The organism is Sphingomonas elodea ATCC 31461, assembly GCF_000226955.1.
GTDB lineage: Bacteria > Pseudomonadota > Alphaproteobacteria > Sphingomonadales > Sphingomonadaceae > Sphingomonas > Sphingomonas elodea.
In genome coordinates this window covers 45717-61272 of the sequence record NZ_AGFU01000016.1, presented here as the reverse complement: position 1 = coordinate 61272, position 15556 = coordinate 45717, and the positions used below count along the sequence as shown (strand labels likewise).

19 protein-coding genes are annotated in these 15556 nt (G+C 67.4%); 13 read left to right on the top strand and 6 right to left on the bottom strand.

Going from position 1 to position 15556, the window contains the following annotated elements; all coding sequences use genetic code 11:
- Positions 1-57 precede the first annotated feature (57 nt).
- From KK7_RS0105915 to lnt, 3 genes are all read right to left on the bottom strand, one after another.
- Positions 58-813, bottom strand: a complete 756-nt coding sequence (locus tag KK7_RS0105915; RefSeq protein WP_010543719.1) for an EAL domain-containing protein — start codon at positions 811-813, stop codon at positions 58-60.
- 145 nt (positions 814-958) lie between these two features.
- Positions 959-2170: a methionine adenosyltransferase gene (gene metK / locus KK7_RS0105910; RefSeq protein ID WP_010543718.1), complete on the bottom strand. Its 1212-nt coding sequence runs from the start codon at positions 2168-2170 to the stop codon at positions 959-961.
- Positions 2171-2243: 73 nt separating this feature from the next.
- Entirely contained in the window at positions 2244-3803 is a 1560-nt protein-coding gene (lnt, locus tag KK7_RS0105905; RefSeq protein WP_010543717.1) for an apolipoprotein N-acyltransferase, read from the bottom strand.
- A gap of 113 nt (positions 3804-3916) precedes the next feature.
- Between lnt and KK7_RS0105900 the strand changes: the two genes are divergently transcribed.
- The 13 genes from KK7_RS0105900 to KK7_RS0105840 all read left to right on the top strand — a co-directional run bounded on the left by KK7_RS0105900 (position 3917) and on the right by KK7_RS0105840 (position 13055).
- Positions 3917-4492, top strand: a complete 576-nt coding sequence (locus KK7_RS0105900) for a NifU family protein (RefSeq protein ID WP_010543716.1) — start codon at positions 3917-3919, stop codon at positions 4490-4492.
- Between the two features lie 46 nt (positions 4493-4538).
- Positions 4539-5132, top strand: coding sequence for a malonic semialdehyde reductase (locus tag KK7_RS0105895; RefSeq protein ID WP_010543715.1), 594 nt, complete (start codon positions 4539-4541; stop codon positions 5130-5132).
- Between the two features lie 32 nt (positions 5133-5164).
- Complete coding sequence (gene tsaB, locus KK7_RS0105890; protein ID WP_010543714.1) at positions 5165-5806, top strand: tRNA (adenosine(37)-N6)-threonylcarbamoyltransferase complex dimerization subunit type 1 TsaB; 642 nt, start codon at positions 5165-5167, stop codon at positions 5804-5806.
- Positions 5803-6279 (top strand): GNAT family N-acetyltransferase, encoded by a 477-nt coding sequence (locus KK7_RS0105885; protein WP_010543713.1) that lies wholly within the window; start codon positions 5803-5805, stop codon positions 6277-6279. Before tsaB ends, KK7_RS0105885 begins: the two co-directional genes overlap by 4 nt.
- A gap of 111 nt (positions 6280-6390) precedes the next feature.
- Positions 6391-6807, top strand: coding sequence for a Ros/MucR family transcriptional regulator (locus KK7_RS0105880; protein WP_010543712.1), 417 nt, complete (start codon positions 6391-6393; stop codon positions 6805-6807).
- Positions 6808-6933: 126 nt separating this feature from the next.
- Entirely contained in the window at positions 6934-7356 is a 423-nt protein-coding gene (locus tag KK7_RS0105875; RefSeq protein ID WP_010543711.1) for a Fur family transcriptional regulator, read from the top strand.
- A gap of 49 nt (positions 7357-7405) precedes the next feature.
- Positions 7406-8227 (top strand): lysophospholipid acyltransferase family protein, encoded by an 822-nt coding sequence (locus KK7_RS0105870; protein WP_010543710.1) that lies wholly within the window; start codon positions 7406-7408, stop codon positions 8225-8227.
- A gap of 176 nt (positions 8228-8403) precedes the next feature.
- Positions 8404-9708 carry a tRNA (N6-isopentenyl adenosine(37)-C2)-methylthiotransferase MiaB gene (miaB, locus tag KK7_RS0105865; RefSeq protein ID WP_010543709.1) on the top strand — a complete coding sequence of 435 codons (1305 nt, stop codon included), beginning with the start codon at positions 8404-8406 and terminating at the stop codon, positions 9706-9708.
- 215 nt (positions 9709-9923) lie between these two features.
- Complete coding sequence (locus KK7_RS0105860) at positions 9924-10931, top strand: PhoH family protein (protein ID WP_010543708.1); 1008 nt, start codon at positions 9924-9926, stop codon at positions 10929-10931.
- A 51-nt stretch (positions 10932-10982) separates the two neighbouring features.
- A complete protein-coding gene (locus KK7_RS0105855) occupies positions 10983-11234 on the top strand; it encodes a type II toxin-antitoxin system VapB family antitoxin (protein WP_010543707.1) in 252 nt (83 codons plus the stop codon).
- A complete protein-coding gene (locus tag KK7_RS0105850) occupies positions 11231-11626 on the top strand; it encodes a type II toxin-antitoxin system VapC family toxin (protein ID WP_010543706.1) in 396 nt (131 codons plus the stop codon). Before KK7_RS0105855 ends, KK7_RS0105850 begins: the two co-directional genes overlap by 4 nt.
- A complete protein-coding gene (ybeY, locus tag KK7_RS0105845; RefSeq protein WP_010543705.1) occupies positions 11626-12135 on the top strand; it encodes an rRNA maturation RNase YbeY in 510 nt (169 codons plus the stop codon). Before KK7_RS0105850 ends, ybeY begins: the two co-directional genes overlap by 1 nt.
- 8 nt (positions 12136-12143) lie before the next feature.
- On the top strand, positions 12144-13055 hold the full coding sequence (locus KK7_RS0105840) for a hemolysin family protein (protein ID WP_010543704.1): 912 nt from the start codon (positions 12144-12146) through the stop codon (positions 13053-13055).
- Between the two features lie 132 nt (positions 13056-13187).
- Here KK7_RS0105840 and pgeF read toward each other — a convergent pair whose 3' ends face one another.
- The 3 genes from pgeF to KK7_RS0105825 are packed head-to-tail and all read right to left on the bottom strand — an operon-like array spanning position 13188 to position 15546.
- Complete coding sequence (gene pgeF, locus KK7_RS0105835) at positions 13188-13955, bottom strand: peptidoglycan editing factor PgeF (protein WP_010543703.1); 768 nt, start codon at positions 13953-13955, stop codon at positions 13188-13190.
- The gene (locus KK7_RS0105830; protein ID WP_010543702.1) at positions 13952-14455 is read right to left on the bottom strand and encodes a GNAT family N-acetyltransferase; all 504 of its coding nucleotides are present in this window, start codon (positions 14453-14455) and stop codon (positions 13952-13954) included. The genes pgeF and KK7_RS0105830 overlap by 4 nt, the downstream gene beginning before the upstream one ends.
- Complete coding sequence (locus KK7_RS0105825; RefSeq protein WP_010543701.1) at positions 14452-15546, bottom strand: class I SAM-dependent methyltransferase; 1095 nt, start codon at positions 15544-15546, stop codon at positions 14452-14454. Before KK7_RS0105825 ends, KK7_RS0105830 begins: the two co-directional genes overlap by 4 nt.
- Positions 15547-15556: the final 10 nt, after the last annotated feature.

The following is a 15556-nucleotide window of genomic DNA, read 5'->3' as shown; positions in this document are numbered from 1 at the left end:
TAATTGCAATCCGTTACCCGAGCGTTGACGCCGCCGCCGGGGCTGACCCCGAGCGGGTCAGGCCGCGGCGGCTGGGCGCAGGATGCGGGTGGGGGGCAGCACGCCGGGCATCGGCGGGGCTACCATGTCGCCCTGAACGTGGAAGATGCCGAGGCTGCGCAGTCGCTGCAGCACCCCCTCATGCTCCACGCCGTCGGCGATCACCCGCATGCCGAGGTCGCGCAGGCGGGGCACCAGCTCTTCCAGCATCAGCCGTCGCGACCAGCTGGAGTCGATGCCGTGTACGAGGTCGCTGTCGAGGCGCACCATCGCGGGCCGGTAGCGCACACAGGCGGTATAGCCGACCGGATCGTGACCGAGTCCGACAAAGGCCGTGGCGCTGCCGGCGCGGCGATGCCCTTCCACCAGGTCTGCAAGCAGCTGGCCGGGCAGGTCGCCAAAGCCGTGGACCCCGAAGACGAGGCGCTCGGGCACCAGCCCGGTGCGGCGACCCGCTTCCGTCGCGGCGGCGAGCGACGCCTGTGCGGAGGCGGCGGCGGGGGCGTAGATCGGGATCATCAGGCGCGCCGGGATCGCGCCGAGCCCTGCGGTCATCGCTCGGTAGACGGCACCGGCGGCAACGCGACGATCGAGCTCGGCATGCCGTTCGGAGGGAATCTGGGCGAGGATCTCTTCGCCCTCCTCGCCGTCGGGGCCGCGCAGCAGTGCCTCATAGGCGAACACCCGCCCGCCGACGACGTCGTGAACGGGGCGGAACGCAAGATGCAGCCCCTGGGGGGACGCGGGCTGCCAGTCCTCACTATCGAGAACCATCCGTTACTCCTTCATGCCCCGCGTTAACCATGCGGGCCGACTCTCCTTATAGGCCGATGACGAAACGAACGGTCGCAACTTCCACGAAAAAGCCCCGCACGGCGGATACCGGCGGGGCCCATTCGTTCGCGATGCGGAGGTCGGATCAGGCGGCGAGCGCGGCCTTCAGATCCTCGACCAGGTCGGTGCGCTCCCAGGGGAAGAAGTCACCCTCGGGCTTGCGGCCGAAATGGCCGTACGCAGCGGTCGGCTGGTAGATCGGCTTGTTGAGGCCAAGATGGGTGCGGATGCCGCGCGGGGTGAGGCCGCCCAGCTTCTCGATGCCCTGGATCGCCTGCTCGATCTTGTCGTCGCCGACGGTGCCGGTGCCGTGGGTGTCGACATAGAGCGACAGCGGCTTCGACACGCCGATGGCGTAGGCGAGCTGGATCGTGCAGCGCTTGGCGAGGCCGGCCGCGACGATGTTCTTGGCGAGATAGCGGGTGATGTACGCCGCCGAACGGTCGACCTTGGTCGGGTCCTTGCCGCTGAACGCGCCGCCGCCATGCGGGCTGGCGCCGCCATAGGTGTCGACGATGATCTTGCGGCCGGTCAGGCCCGCATCACCGTCCGGGCCGCCGATTTCGAACGAGCCGGTCGGGTTGATGTGATATTCGGTCGCGTCCGAGAGCAGCTCGGCCGGGAGGATCTCGGCGATCACCTTCTTCACATAGGCGTGGAGCTCGGCTTCCTTCTCGCCCTGGTCATAGCCCGGCGCATGCTGGGTCGAGACCACGATCGCGGTGGCGGCGACCGGCTTGCCGTTGTCGAAGCGCAGGGTGACCTGGCTCTTGGCGTCCGGCTCGAGGAACGGTGCCGCGCCCGAGTGGCGGTCGGCGGCCATGCGCTCGAGGATCTTGTGGCTGTAGTCGAGCGTCGCCGGCATCAGGTCGGGGGTCTCGTCGCAGGCGAAGCCGAACATGATGCCCTGGTCGCCGGCGCCTTCGTCCTTGTTGCCGCTCGCGTCCACGCCCTGCGCGATGTGCGCCGACTGGCCGTGCAGGTTGTTCTCGAAGCGGAAGGTCTGCCAGTGGAAGCCCGACTGCTCATAGCCGATGCGCTTCACCGTCTCGCGGACGGTCTTCTCGATCTCTTCCTGCGCGCCGGGTGCCCATTCGCCATTCTCGTACACGCCCTTGCAGCGGATTTCGCCGGCAAGCACCACGAGCTGGGTGGTGGTCAGCGTCTCGCAGGCGATGCGCGCTTCGGGATCCTTCGACAGGAACAGGTCGACGATCGAGTCGGAAATCTGGTCGGCGACCTTGTCCGGATGGCCTTCGGACACGGACTCGGACGTGAAGAGGTAGTTGGAACGCATGAAAATTCCTCAGGTTGGGAAGGATCGCCGGGCCGTTGCCATGCCCATATAAAGCTTTCCTTATATCAACTCCCTAACGGGCGAAGCGCCGATTGGCAATCGCGAACAATCCGCACAGCGCCGCGACCAGCAGCACCATCCCGTTGCCGACCCGCGAGAAGAGCGTGGGGGGCAGCGGGCGCGGCAGCGGCAGGCGGATCGCGCCGGCCCGGCCCGGCGGCACCGTGCCGAGCAGGCGGCCATGCCCGTCGATCAGCGCCGAGATGCCGGTGGGGGTAGACCGCAGGATCGGCAGCCCCTCCTCGATCGCACGCAGTCGCGCCTGCGCCAGATGCTGCGGCGGACCCCAGCGACCGAACCAGGCGTCGTTCGAGGGGTTGAACAGGAAGTCCGGGCGATGGGCACGGTCGACGACCTGGCCGGAGAAGATGATCTCGTAGCAGATCTGGATGCCGGCGCTGCCGAAGCCGGGTAGCGCGAGCGCGCGCGGACCGGGGCCGGAGAGATAGTCCACGTCGCCCATCACCAGCCGGGCGAGGCCGAGCGGCGCCAGCAGCGTGCGCATCGGCAGATATTCGCCGTACGGCACCAGGTGCGCCTTGTCGTAGCGGCCGTCCAGCATCCCGTCGGGATCGAGCGCCCAGACCGAGTTGCCGGCGCCCTGCAGCTGGTCGTCGCGGCCGAACTGCAGTGCGTTGCCGCCGATCAGCGCGCGGTCCCACGGGCCGAGCACCGCAGCGATGCGTGCGCGGACGAGGCGCGGGTCCTGCCGGTACCATTGCACCGGATAGCCGTCCTCGACGAAGTAATCGACCATGCCCTCGGGCCAGACGACGAGGCGCGGCAGCGCACCCGGCTTGCCGCTGAGCGCGATCATCCGGTTGAGCAGGAACTCGGCATAATCGGGGCGGCTGACCGCGTCCTGGCCGATGTTCGGCTGGACGATCACCACCTCCGTGCCGCTGGCGGTGCTGATGCACGGCATCCGGTCGCAGCGATCCGACCAGCCGAGGTTCAGCGCGAGCAACGCGCCAGCGGCGGCGAGCAGCGGCCGGTACTGGCGCTGGACGGCGAGATAGAGGCAGCCGGCAATGATGATCGTGACGCCCGACAGCGCATAGGTGCCGAGCAGCGTCGCGAGGTTGCGCACGCCCGGCACCGGGACCCACAGCACGGCGAGCGGATTCCACGGATAGCCGGTGAACACCCACCCGCGCAGCCATTCGGTGACGATCCAGGCGGCGCCGGCGGCAAGCACATAGCCGAGATCCGGCTCGATCCAGCCCGATTTCGCCTTCACCTTGCGCGCGAACAGCCAGGCTGCGCCCATCGCCAGCGCGGGATAGATGGCGAGGTAGAGCGCCAGCAGCACCACGGCGAAATAGCCGAGCGCCGGCGGCATCTTGTCCTGATAGCCGAAGGCGTGCTGGATCCAGTTGTCGCCCGCCGTGAAGTGGCCGAGGCCGAACAGCCAGCCACGCAGCAGGGCGCGGGGCAGCGTCGGCGCCGCATGGACCAGCGCGAACAGGCCGGCGAAGCAGAGCAGGGCGAGCGGCCACCATTCGAGGGGCGCGAAGCCGGTCGCGGAAACGAGGCCGAGGATCAGCGAAGCGAGCAGCGGACGGCTAAACATCGCGGGCGGACCTACACGATGCATTCCGGGCAGGGGAGGGGGTATGGCCGGGCAACCTTGTGTTTCCCGTGGTGCCGCTTGATCCGGCGCAACGACACGCCCATGTGAACGCCATGTTGATCGAGACCGAAGCCACGCCGAACCCCGCCACGCTCAAGTTCCTGCCCGGCAGGATCGTGATGGAAGCGGGCACCCGCGACTTCGCCAGCCCCGAGGAGGCCGAGGCGTCGCCGCTCGCCACCGCGCTGTTCGCGCTGGGCGACGTGACCGGCGTGTTCTTCGGCCGCGATTTCATCTCGGTCACCGCAGGGCCGGGCGTGGAGTGGAGCGGGCTCAAGCCCGACGTGCTCGGCATCCTGCTCGATCATTTCTCGGCCAACATGCCGCTGTTCCTGCAAGGCTCGGCTGCGGGCTTCAGCGTGCCGCCGGAAAGCGCCGACTTCGGCGACAACCCCGAGGATGCCGACATCGTCGCGCAGATTAGGGAGCTGATCGATACGCGTATTCGCCCGGCGGTTGCCAATGACGGCGGCGACATCGTCTATCGCGGGTTCAACGAGGGCAAGGTGTTCCTCCAGATGCAGGGCGCCTGCTCGGGCTGCCCCTCGTCCACCGCGACGCTGAAGAACGGTATCGAGCAGCTGCTGAAATATTACGTCCCCGAAGTCACCGAGGTGCGCGCCATCTGAGCGCGCGCCCGCTTCCCGCCTCCCCCGCACGAAAGGACCGCAGGCCATGGGCCAGCCGCTGAACGACGTTGCCCTCGACACGATCTTCCGTACCGCCCGCAGCTATAACGGCTATACCGACCAGGCGATCAAGCGCGGGGACATCGAGGCGATCTACGACCTGCTCAAGATGGGTCCGACCTCGGTCAACCAGCAGTCGGCGCGATTCGTCTGGATCCTGAGCCAGGACGGCAAGGACAAGTTGGCGAGCTTTGCCAGCGGCAGCAATGCCGAGAAGATCCGCAAGGCACCGGCCAGCGTGATCATCGGTTATGACGTGAACTTTCATGAACATCTGCCGGAGCTGTTCCCGCACGCCCCCGAAGCCAAGAACTGGTTCCCCACCGAGGAGGGCCGCCGCGAGCAGGCCTTCCGCAATTCCTCGCTGCAGGGTGCCTATTTCATCATCGCGGCGCGTGCGCTGGGCTTCGATACCGGGCCGATGTCCGGCTTCGACAATGCGAAGGTCGATGACGCGTTCTTCGGCGACCAGCCCGGCGTGAAGTCGAACTTCATCTCGACCTTCGGCGTGGGGGATCCGACAACGATCTTCGCGCGATCGCCGCGTCCTGCGTTCGATCAGTTCAACACGGTGATTTGACCTGCCCCCGTTTCTTTGGCTAGCGCGGGGCGATGGCTGACGCCCCGCGCATTCTCGTCCTCGAAACCGCAACCGCTGCCTGTTCGGTGGCGCTGCTGGCGGGCGACACCGTCTTGGCCCAGGCCCACGAAATCGTGGGTCGCGGCCATGCCGAGCGTCTGATTCCGATGATCGGCGCGCTTCCCGGTGGCGGGCGCGCCGACGCGATCCTCGTCGATGTCGGCCCGGGCAGTTTCACCGGGGTGCGGGTGGGACTCGCCGCTGCTCGGGGGCTGGCGATCGGCTGGGGGGTGCCGGTCCACGGCTATTCGTCGCTGGCGCTGCTTGCGGCAGCCGGTTTCGCCTCCGATCCGGACCTTCATCGCCTTTCCGTGGTGCTGGAAGGTGGGCATGGCGAAGTGTTCGTTCAGCATTTTTCGGCACCGCTGATGGAAACCGCACCGCTGGCGTCCCTGCGTCCGGATGTGGCGCTCGCCGCGCTCGACGGGCGTGCCGCGATCGGCAGTGGCGTCCGCCATCTCGCTGCACTTGCCGGGGGGCTGGACCTTCGCGAGGCGCTTCCGCGCGCAGCCGACGCCCTGCTGCTGCCTCCTGCATTCACCACCCTGCCGCCGCGCCCGCTCTACGGCCGCGGACCGGACGCCAAGACCCTGGCCGAGCGCGGCCTGGCATGAGCGCGGCACCCCAGCCGATCGAGCTGCGCGAGGGCGGGGTGCAGGACCTGCCGTCGGTACTTCGCATCATGCAGGCGGCGTTCGATTCCCAATTTGGCGAAGCCTGGACCCATCCGCAATGCATGGGAATGATGGCACTTTCCGGTGTCTGGTTGCTGGTCGCCAGCGTCGGCGGGCGCGATTGCGGGTTCGCGATGGCACGGGCGATGCTCGACGAAGCCGAATTGCTGCTGCTCGCCACCAGCCCCGCAGCGCGCGGGCGCGGCGTGGGCGGTGCGCTGCTGCGAGCAGTTGTTGCGGAATCGCGCAATCGTGGCGCGGAAAAGCTGCATCTGGAAGTCCGTGAAGGCAATGGTGCGATCCGGTTGTACCACCGCGAGCGATTCGAAAAGGTCGGCGAACGGCGCGGCTATTATCGCGGTACTAATGGCCAGACGTTCAATGCTCTCACTTTGGCACGGCCGCTTCGATAAATTTTTACTCGACTTGCGACTTGATATCTTGCCAATCGTTGTGTGTCGAACGATAGAGCGGATCAGGTGACAGCAAGCAATAGTCGCCGTTAATGGGTCGAAAGGAACATCATGGAAGCTTCATCTGAAATTCAGGAAACCCTCATCGCGCTGACCGCGGATATTGTTGCTGCGCATGTCAGCAACAACAGCGTTGCCGTGTCGGACCTTCCGCAGCTGATTTCGAACGTGCACGGCGCGCTTAGCGGTCTCGGCACCGTCCAGCCCGAGCCGGAAGTGAAGCAGGAGCCGGCGGTTTCGGTGCGCGCTTCGGTGAAGCCCGATTACATCGTCTGCCTCGAAGACGGCAAGAAGCTCAAGATGCTGAAGCGTCACCTGATGACCCATTATCAGATGACCCCGGAGCAGTATCGCGCCAAGTGGAATCTGCCGGCCGACTATCCGATGGTCGCCCCCAACTATGCGGAACAGCGCCGCAGCCTGGCCAAGAAGATCGGCCTCGGCACCAAGCGTCGCAAGACGCGCTGATCCGTCCTTCCCCAGGACAGCAGATAGAAGCGCCGGCCCGGACCTTGTCCGCGGCCGGCGTTTTCGTCTCGAGAGATCCGACGGCTTGCCCTTTTCCGTTGGCACGGATGGCGCTACAGCGGTGTCATGGCTCGCAAGATTGATCTCGAAGCGCTCTGCCACGAAAAGGGGCTGCGCATCACCGAACAGCGCAAGGTGATCGCGCGCGTATTGTCCGACGCGGACGATCATCCCGACGTGGAAAAGGTATATGAGCGCGCCGCCGCGATCGATCCGGGCATCTCGATCGCCACCGTCTATCGCACCGTCCGCCTGTTCGAAGAGGCGGGCATTCTCGATCGCCACGATTTCGGTGACGGCCGTGCCCGCTATGAGCCGGCGCCCGAGGCGCATCACGATCACCTGATCGACGTCGAAAGCGGCAAGGTGATCGAGTTCGTCGATCCCGAGCTGGAGCTGCTGCAGAAGCAAATCGCCGAGCGGCTGGGCTTCCGCCTCGTCGACCACCGCATGGAACTCTACGGGGTTGCGCTCGACCGCAAGAACTGAGCGCGCCCGGCGCCGCCGCGAGGAAGCGACCCAGGGGCTGCCCACGCGGTTGACCGCGGGAGAGGCCGCGCGCGTCTGGTTTCGCGTCGCGCGGCTGGCGCTGGCGCTGCTCATCCACATCCCGCTCCATTACCTGTTCCGGCTGGTGCGGCTGCCCTCGCCCTGGCCGCGGCTGTTTCTGGCCAGCGCCGCGCGGATCGCCGGTGCCAAGGTCAAGTGCGTCGGCACGCCGCTGAAGCGGGATGTGTTCTACATTTCCAACCATCTGAGCTGGATCGACATCCTGGCGTTGGGCGGGGCGAGCGGCACCGCCTTCGTCGCCAAGGCGGAGATCGGGGCCTCGCCGCTGGTCGGCTGGCTCGCAGGGCTCAACCGCACCGTCTATGTAAAGCGCGAGAATCGGATGGGCGTGGCGGAGCAGATCAATCAGCTGCGCGCGGCGCTTGCCGAGACCTGGGCGATCACCGTGTTCCCGGAAGGCACCACCACCGATGGCCGTTCGCTGCTGCCGTTCAAGACGCCCATGCTGCGCGTGCTGGAGCCGCCGCCGCCCGGCGTGATGGTGCAGCCGGTGATGCTGGACTATGGCCCCGCTGCCGACGACATCGCCTGGATCGGGCAGGAGCGGGGGCTCAACAACGCCAAGCGCGTTCTGGCGCGCAAGCAGCGCTTCCGCCTGCGGGTCCATTTCCTCGAGCCGTTCGACCCGCGCGACTTTCCCGGCCGCAAGGCAATCGCGGCGGAGAGCCGGCGGCGGATCGAGACGGCGCTGGTCCGCACCCTCGGCGAGCCGCTGCGGCCGTTCCGCTTCGCCGACGATCCGATCGGGTACAAGACGCCGGCGGCAGGGATGGCCAGGCCCTCCCTATAAACCGTCATCCCGGCGGAAACCGGGATCCAGTCGCCTATCGCTGCCAGCTAGAGCGGGAACGGAGACCCCAATGGATCCGGGCTTCCGCCGGGATGACGGGTGGGGTGGCGCTGCCCTCGCAAACACGCCCCAGGGCCTGTTTCTCGCCACCATTTGCGCGTATAGGCGCGCCGATCATGACCACCCCCAAGACCTATCACGTCAAGTCGTATGGCTGCCAGATGAACGTCTATGACGGCGAGCGCATGGGCGAGCTGATGGCCGCCCAGGGCCTTGTCGCCGCCGAGGCGGATCAGGCCGATCTCGTCGTCCTCAACACCTGCCATATCCGCGAAAAGGCAACCGAGAAGGTGTATTCGGAGATCGGCCGCCTGAAGCTGCGCGAGAGCGGCAAGCCGATGATCGCGGTCGCCGGCTGCGTCGCCCAGGCCGAGGGCGAGGAGATCGCCCGCCGCGCCAAGGTGGACGTGGTGGTCGGCCCGCAAGCCTATCACAACCTGCCCGAGCTGGTCGCCAAGGCGGCCGAGGGCCAGCTCGGCCTTGATACGGACATGCCGATCGCCAGCAAGTTCGGCAAACTGCCCGCGCGCCGCAAGGTGGGGCCGAGCGCCTTCCTCACCGTGCAGGAAGGCTGCGACAAGTTCTGCACCTATTGCGTGGTGCCCTATACCCGCGGCGCCGAGGTGAGCCGGCCCTATGCGGCCATCGTCGACGAGGCGAAGGCGCTGGTCGATGCCGGCGCGCGCGAAATCACCCTGCTCGGCCAGAACGTCAACGCCTGGGGCGATGACGACGGCCGGGGCCTGCATGACCTGATCGTGGCGCTCGACCGGATCGAGGGGCTGGCCCGCATCCGCTATACCACCAGCCATCCCAACGACATGGCCGAGGGACTGATCGAGGCGCACGCCCATGTGGGCAAGCTGATGCCGTTCCTGCACCTGCCGGTGCAGGCGGGCAGCGACCGCATCCTGAAAGCGATGAACCGGAGCCACACCCGCGATTCCTATCTGCGCATCCTGGAACGCGTCCGTGCGGCGCGGCCGGATATCGCGCTGTCGGGCGACTTCATCGTCGCCTTTCCCGGCGAGACCGAGGCGGAGTTCGAGGAGACGCTGCAGCTGGTCGACGCGGTCGGCTATGCCCAGTGCTTCAGCTTCAAATATTCGCCGCGCCCGGGCACGCCGGCGGCCGAACTCGTCGACCAGTATCTGCCCGCCGAAGTGGCCGATGCGCGGCTCCAGCGCCTCCAGGCGGCGCTGGCGCGCGATTCGCAGGCGTTCAACCAGGCGAGCGTCGGTCGCCGTTGTTCGGTGCTGATCGAGCGGGTGGGCCGTCGCCCCGGCCAGATGATCGGCAAGTCGCCCTGGCTGCAGTCGGTCCATCTGGAGACCAATGCCAGGATCGGCGATCTGATCGACGTGGAACTGGTCAGCGCCGGCCCCAATTCGCTGGGCGGAAGGGAGCTGGTCGCGGCCTGAGCACGGAAGCGCACGGATTTGGGGCCCGCGCTGTCGCTCGCCGGTCACACTGTGGCGCTATCGATGGGGACGCCCCATCTATCCCCTGTGCAACCTGCCGAACCTCTGTCATCTTCCGGCGTGACGATGCGCCACGGAACCTCCGTCCCCTGCCAGGCTTTGCTCCTTTGGAGCGCCAGGAACTTCGCGCCCGTCGCCAACATCGAAAGGACCGCATGAGCCGCAAGCCTGTCCCCGCCCAGTCCGGCGAACGTTCCCGGGTAGAGGTGACCTTCGACAAGCCCCAGCTCCTGCCGCAGCTCTTCGGCGAATTCGATTCCAACCTGCTGATGCTCGAGGAGCGGCTGGGCGTGTACATCCACGCGCGCGGCCAGCGGGTGGTGATCGAGGGTACGGCGGAAGTGGTGGCCCATGCCCGCGAGGTGCTGCAGGAACTGCATGCCCGCGTGATCCGCGGCGAGGACGTCGATGGCGGCCTGATCGACGCGGTGATCGCCATGTCGAGCGAGCCGATGTTCACCGGCATCGTGCGCGCCGAGCCGGCGGGCAATCCCGGCTCCAAGCCCTCGATCATGATCCGCACGCGCAAGAAGACGATCGTGCCGCGTTCGGTGACGCAGACGCATTACATGCGCGAGCTCGCCTCGAACGACCTGATCTTCGCGCTCGGGCCGGCGGGTACCGGCAAGACCTATCTGGCGGTGGCGCAGGCCGTGGCGCAGCTGATCACCGGCAGCGTCCAGCGGCTGATCCTGTCGCGCCCGGCCGTCGAGGCGGGCGAACGACTCGGCTTCCTGCCGGGCGACATGAAGGAGAAGGTCGATCCCTATCTCCGCCCGATCTACGACGCGCTCTACGACTGCCTGCCGGCCGAGCAGGTGGAGCGGCGCATCGCGAGTGGCGAGATCGAGATCGCGCCGATCGCCTTCATGCGCGGCCGCACGCTTGCGGACGCGTTCGTCATTCTTGACGAAGCGCAGAACACCACGCCGATGCAGATGAAGATGTTCCTCACGCGATTCGGCCAGAACAGCCGGATGGTGATCTGCGGCGATCCCAACCAGACCGACTTGCCCGGCGGGCCCAATGCCTCCGGCTTGAACGATGCGGTGGACCGGCTGGAGGGCGTGGAGGGCATCTCGATGGTGCGCTTCGGCGTGGGCGACGTGGTGCGCCACCCGATCGTCGGCCGCATCGTCGCCGCCTATGAGGGCGAAGGTTGAAGGCGGGGATATCCCGTCCTACATTCGGGATATCCCTTTCGGAGGCACGGCGTGGCATCGCTCTATATCAAGGATCCGGACACCGCGGCGCTCGCCGCCGAGGTGGCGGCTGCGCTCGGCACCACCAAGACCGAGGCGGTGCGCGACAGCCTGTTGCGGCGCAAGGCGGAGCTGGAGGCCAAGGGGCGGGCCCAGGACGTGCTGCGCAAGCTCGACGCGCATCGCCGCGCCCACCCGTTGCCGCCCCCGACCGGACTGCCCGCCGACAAGGCCTTTTTCGACGAGCTGTGGGGCGAGGCTTGACGCTGTTCGTCGACGCATCGGCGATGGTCGCGATCATCGCCGAGGAACCCGAGCGCGATCGGCTGGTGGTCGAGGCGGTCGAGGGCACGCCGGCGCTATGGTCCGCGATGGCGGCGTGGGAAACCGTCGCGGCGCTCTCGCGTTCGCGCCAAATGGATATCAGCGCCGCGCGCCAGGAAACCGGGCTCTACGCCGATCAGCTCGGGTTGAGGCTGGTGCCGATCGGTGCGCGCGAGCTGGAACTGGCGCTCGATGCCTATCAGCAGTTCGGCAAGGGGCGCCACCCGGCCGGACTCAACATGGGCGATTGCTTCGCCTATGCCTGCGCCAAATCGCATGACGCGCGTCTGCTCTACAAGGGCGACGATTTCTCCAAAACGGACCTCGCCTGATGCTCGACGTTGCCGCCCTCCCCGAATCGCCCTGGCCGGACGGCGACTGGGAGTCGCTCGCCCTGCGCGCGGCGGGCGCGGCGATCGCGCAGACGCCCTATGCCGACTGGCAGGGCGCGCCGAGCACGATCGAAGTCGCGGTGCGCTTCACCAGCGACGACGAAGTCCACATGCTCAATCGCCAGTATCGGGCCAAGGACAAGCCGACCAACGTGCTGTCCTTCCCGATGATCCAGCCCGATCTGCTCGATACCGTCACCCAGAACAGCGATGATGGCGAAGTATTGCTGGGCGATATCGTGCTTGCGCACGGCGTCTGTTCGGTCGAAGCAGGCGAGCGCGGCATTTCCGTGGAAGATCACGCCACGCATCTGATTGTCCATGGCATGCTGCATCTGCTAGGCTATGACCATATCGAGGATGGCGAGGCGGAAGCCATGGAGGCGATGGAACAGGCCGCCATGACGGCCCTGAACCTGCACGATCCCTATCCCGTACGCGAGGACTGACCACCAACATGAACGAGGGCCCCAGTACCGGCTCGCCCGAACACCGACACGAAAACGGAGGAATCTGGCGCAGCCTGCGCACGCTCCTGTTCGGTGAGGAACAGGAAGAGACGCTGCGCGAGCGGCTGGAAGAAGCCATCGAAGAGCATGAGAGCGACGGCGGCACGCCGCCCGCTGGTGATCTCGCGCCGATCGAGCGGCAGATGCTCAAGAACCTGCTGCATTTCGGCGAGCGCGATGCCGGTGACGTCGGCGTGCCTCGCGCCGACATCATCGCGGTCGAGGAGCAGACCAGCTTCGCCGATCTCGTCCAGCTCTTCGCCGAGGCGGGGCACAGCCGCTTGCCGGTCTATCGTGAGGAGCTCGATACGATCATCGGCATGGTCCATATCAAGGACGTGTTCGAGATCCTGGCCAAGGGCGAGGCCTATCCGCCGACGATCGCCGCGCTGATCCGCCAGCCGCTGTACGTGCCGCAATCGATGGGCGCGCTCGATCTGCTCGCGCAGATGCGGGTGAAGCGCACGCATCTTGCGATCGTGCTCGACGAATATTCGGGGACCGAGGGGCTGATCACCATCGAGGACCTGATCGAGGAAATCGTCGGCGAGATCGAGGACGAGCATGACGAGGCGCCCGCCGCGCTGATCGTGCCGATCGACGGCGGCGGCTGGGAAGCCGATGCCCGCGCCGAGCTGGAGGACGTCGCCGAGACGGTCGATCCGCGGCTGGCCGAGGTGGAGGAGGATGTCGACACGATCGGCGGCCTCGCCTTCGTGCTCGCGGGCCATGTGCCGCAGGTCGGCGAATGCCTCGAGCATGACAGCGGCTGGAAGCTCGAAGTCATCGATGCCGACGAGCGCAAGGTGAACCGGCTGCGGCTGCATCCGCCCGAAATGCGGGTGGAAGACGCGGCGTAGGACACGGAACCCCTCCATCGTCATCCCGGCGAAAGCCGGGATCCATGGGGTCTCCGTCGCCACTTTTGCTATGACCGAGAGGCGACTGGGTTCCGGCTTTCGCCGGGACGACAGCCTTTTACCTGGGCGTGATTACCCCGCCAGCCCGATCAGGCTGATCTGCCGGCCATAATCCGGCTCCAGCCGGTGCGTCGCGCGACGGAAGCTGAAGAAGCGGTCTTCGTCGGCATAGGTGTCGAGGCCCAGCGCCTCGATCGTGCGCAGCCCGGCCAGCGCCAGTCGGTGGACGACATAGGCTTCCAGATCGAACTGGAAATGCTCGGGCCGGCCGTCGGCGAAGAAGCGTTCGTTGGCCGGATCCTGCTCGCAGAAGCGGCGGAAGAAGCCGGCATCCACTTCGTAGCTGGCGCGGGCGATGCAGGGTCCGACCGCCGCGGCGATGCGTTCGCGACGGGCGCCCAGCGCTTCCATCGCGGCGATCGTCGAATCGGTGACCCCGCCTAGCGCACCCTTCCAGCCGGCATGGGCGGCAGCGACCACGCCGGCCTCGCGGTCGGTAAACAGTACCGGTGCGCAATCAGCGGTAAGGATGCCGAGCACGATACCCGGACGATTGGTGACCAGCGCGTCGGCGCGCGGGCGGAGATCCTCGTCGAACGGCTCGATCACCGTCACCGCGTCGGCCGAATGCACCTGGTACACGGTAACGAGACGCGCCCCCGGCAGCACCGCCTGAACCGCCAGCCGGCGGTTCCGCGCGATCGCGGCGGGATCGTCGTTCGATCCCGTGCCCACGTTGAGCCCCGCGACCATGCCGGTCGACACGCCCCCGGCACGGCCGAGAAAGCCGTGCGGCGTGCCGGACAGCGCCCGGGCTCGGATCGCTTCCACCGCGCTCACAGCGCCCGCCGCATCAGCCGATCCTCGTCGGCATGGTTGCCCACCATGAAGGCATAGGGTCCACGATCCTCGAAACCGTTGCGCGCGTAGAAGCGCTTGGCGCGGTGGTTGTCGACATAGACGGAGAGCCACAGTTCGGCGGCGCCGCGCGCGCGGGCGGTGGCAATCGCCCAATCCATCAGCGTCTGCGCGGCGCCGCTGCCTTTGGCACGATCGAGCAGGTATAGTTCGTCCAGTTCGAGCGCAGGCCCTTTCGTTGCGGCCGGCAGGTGCAGTGGACCGACCTTGCAATAGCCTGCAGCTCCATGCGCATCTTCGACGATCCGGAAGGCGCAATGCGGGTCTTCCAGTTCGGCGATGCGCGCCTCGAGGGTCAGTGGAGCAAAGAAGCGCGCCAGGTCTTCGGGTGCATAGAGATGGCCGAAGGTCGCGACGAAGCTCTCGCGGTACAGCGCGTGCAGCACGGCGGCATCGGCGGGGGTGGCGTCCCGGTAGATCATGCGAACCCCGCCGGTACCGGCCAGCCGGGTGCGGTGATCGCGAGCACCTTGAACAGCGATCCCATCTGGTCGTCGCCCACCAGCCGGTTGCGATCGGCAGCGATCGCATCGCCACGCTCGGGCGCGGCCCGGGCGAGCGCGCGGGCGCGATCGTCGATGCCCAGGGCTTTCAGGAAATCGCCCTGCGTCACCGGGCCGTGGACGGTCAGCCCCTCGGCCTCGGCGGCTTCCTTGAGCGTGCCGAAATCGACATGCGCGGTGAGATCCGCCTCGCCCGGCGCGTCGAACGGATTGGCGAAGGCATGGCCGCGCACCGCCTGCAGCGTGTCGCCGATCGCCGGGCCCTCATAGCCATAGTCGAGGATCAGCGCCGCGCCGCCCTGCGCCAGAAGCCGCTGGGCGAGCGCGCGGAGCAGCGAGACGCTGGCGGGCGAGGTCTCGAGGATCGCGCCCGGTGCGGCGTCGCGCAGCGCGGGCGGGATCACCGGATCGAAGCCGCGATCGCCGGTCACCGGCAGGAACAGCGTATCCTGGCAGGCGACCAGCCGTTCGCGCCAGCCTTGCGCGGTATGGACCAGCTGGCGGATCGGCAGCGCGTCGAAGAACTCGTTGGCCACCACCAGCAGCGGCGCATCGTCGGGCAGGCCGACCAGGTCGATATGCCATTCGGCCTGCGGCACGCGTTCCTTCTGGGCGGCGCGCAGCACCGGACTGGTTTCGAGGAAATCGACCGGCGGCGCGAACCCCGCCTTGCCCATCGCCCGCAGCGCATCCGATGCGAGCGTGCCGCGGCCGGGGCCGAACTCGACATAGCGGGCGGCGGGCGGGCGGCCGGCGCGGTCCCACAGATCGGCCAGCCAGAGGCCGATCAGCTCGCCGAACATCTGGCTGATCTCGGGCGCGGTGGTGAAATCGCCGCGCGCGCCCAGCGGGTCGCGGGTGCCGTAGTAATGCGCGTTTGCCGCGCCCATGAACTGCGAGAGCGGGATCGGGCCGGCGAGCGTGATCGCGCGGGCCAGCCGTTCCGGCAGCGCGGGTTCAGCGGCGTTCTCGCGGCGTTCGTCGGGCTGGGCGTCGAGAGGATTGGTCATCGCGCGTTCG

Bases quoted from the DNA above. Each gene is read 5' to 3' on its own strand.
- KK7_RS0105915 (WP_010543719.1), bottom strand. From the start codon at position 813: ATGGTTCTCGATAGTGAGGACTGGCAGCCCGCGTCCCCCCAGGGGCTG.
- metK (WP_010543718.1), bottom strand. From the start codon at position 2,170: ATGCGTTCCAACTACCTCTTCACGTCCGAGTCCGTGTCCGAAGGCCAT.
- lnt (WP_010543717.1), bottom strand. From the start codon at position 3,803: ATGTTTAGCCGTCCGCTGCTCGCTTCGCTGATCCTCGGCCTCGTTTCC.
- KK7_RS0105900 (WP_010543716.1), top strand. From the start codon at position 3,917: ATGTTGATCGAGACCGAAGCCACGCCGAACCCCGCCACGCTCAAGTTC.
- KK7_RS0105895 (WP_010543715.1), top strand. From the start codon at position 4,539: ATGGGCCAGCCGCTGAACGACGTTGCCCTCGACACGATCTTCCGTACC.
- tsaB (WP_010543714.1), top strand. From the start codon at position 5,165: ATGGCTGACGCCCCGCGCATTCTCGTCCTCGAAACCGCAACCGCTGCC.
- KK7_RS0105885 (WP_010543713.1), top strand. From the start codon at position 5,803: ATGAGCGCGGCACCCCAGCCGATCGAGCTGCGCGAGGGCGGGGTGCAG.
- KK7_RS0105880 (WP_010543712.1), top strand. From the start codon at position 6,391: ATGGAAGCTTCATCTGAAATTCAGGAAACCCTCATCGCGCTGACCGCG.
- KK7_RS0105875 (WP_010543711.1), top strand. From the start codon at position 6,934: ATGGCTCGCAAGATTGATCTCGAAGCGCTCTGCCACGAAAAGGGGCTG.
- miaB (WP_010543709.1), top strand. From the start codon at position 8,404: ATGACCACCCCCAAGACCTATCACGTCAAGTCGTATGGCTGCCAGATG.
- KK7_RS0105860 (WP_010543708.1), top strand. From the start codon at position 9,924: ATGAGCCGCAAGCCTGTCCCCGCCCAGTCCGGCGAACGTTCCCGGGTA.
- ybeY (WP_010543705.1), top strand. From the start codon at position 11,626: ATGCTCGACGTTGCCGCCCTCCCCGAATCGCCCTGGCCGGACGGCGAC.
- KK7_RS0105840 (WP_010543704.1), top strand. From the start codon at position 12,144: ATGAACGAGGGCCCCAGTACCGGCTCGCCCGAACACCGACACGAAAAC.
- KK7_RS0105830 (WP_010543702.1), bottom strand. From the start codon at position 14,455: ATGATCTACCGGGACGCCACCCCCGCCGATGCCGCCGTGCTGCACGCG.
- KK7_RS0105825 (WP_010543701.1), bottom strand. From the start codon at position 15,546: ATGACCAATCCTCTCGACGCCCAGCCCGACGAACGCCGCGAGAACGCC.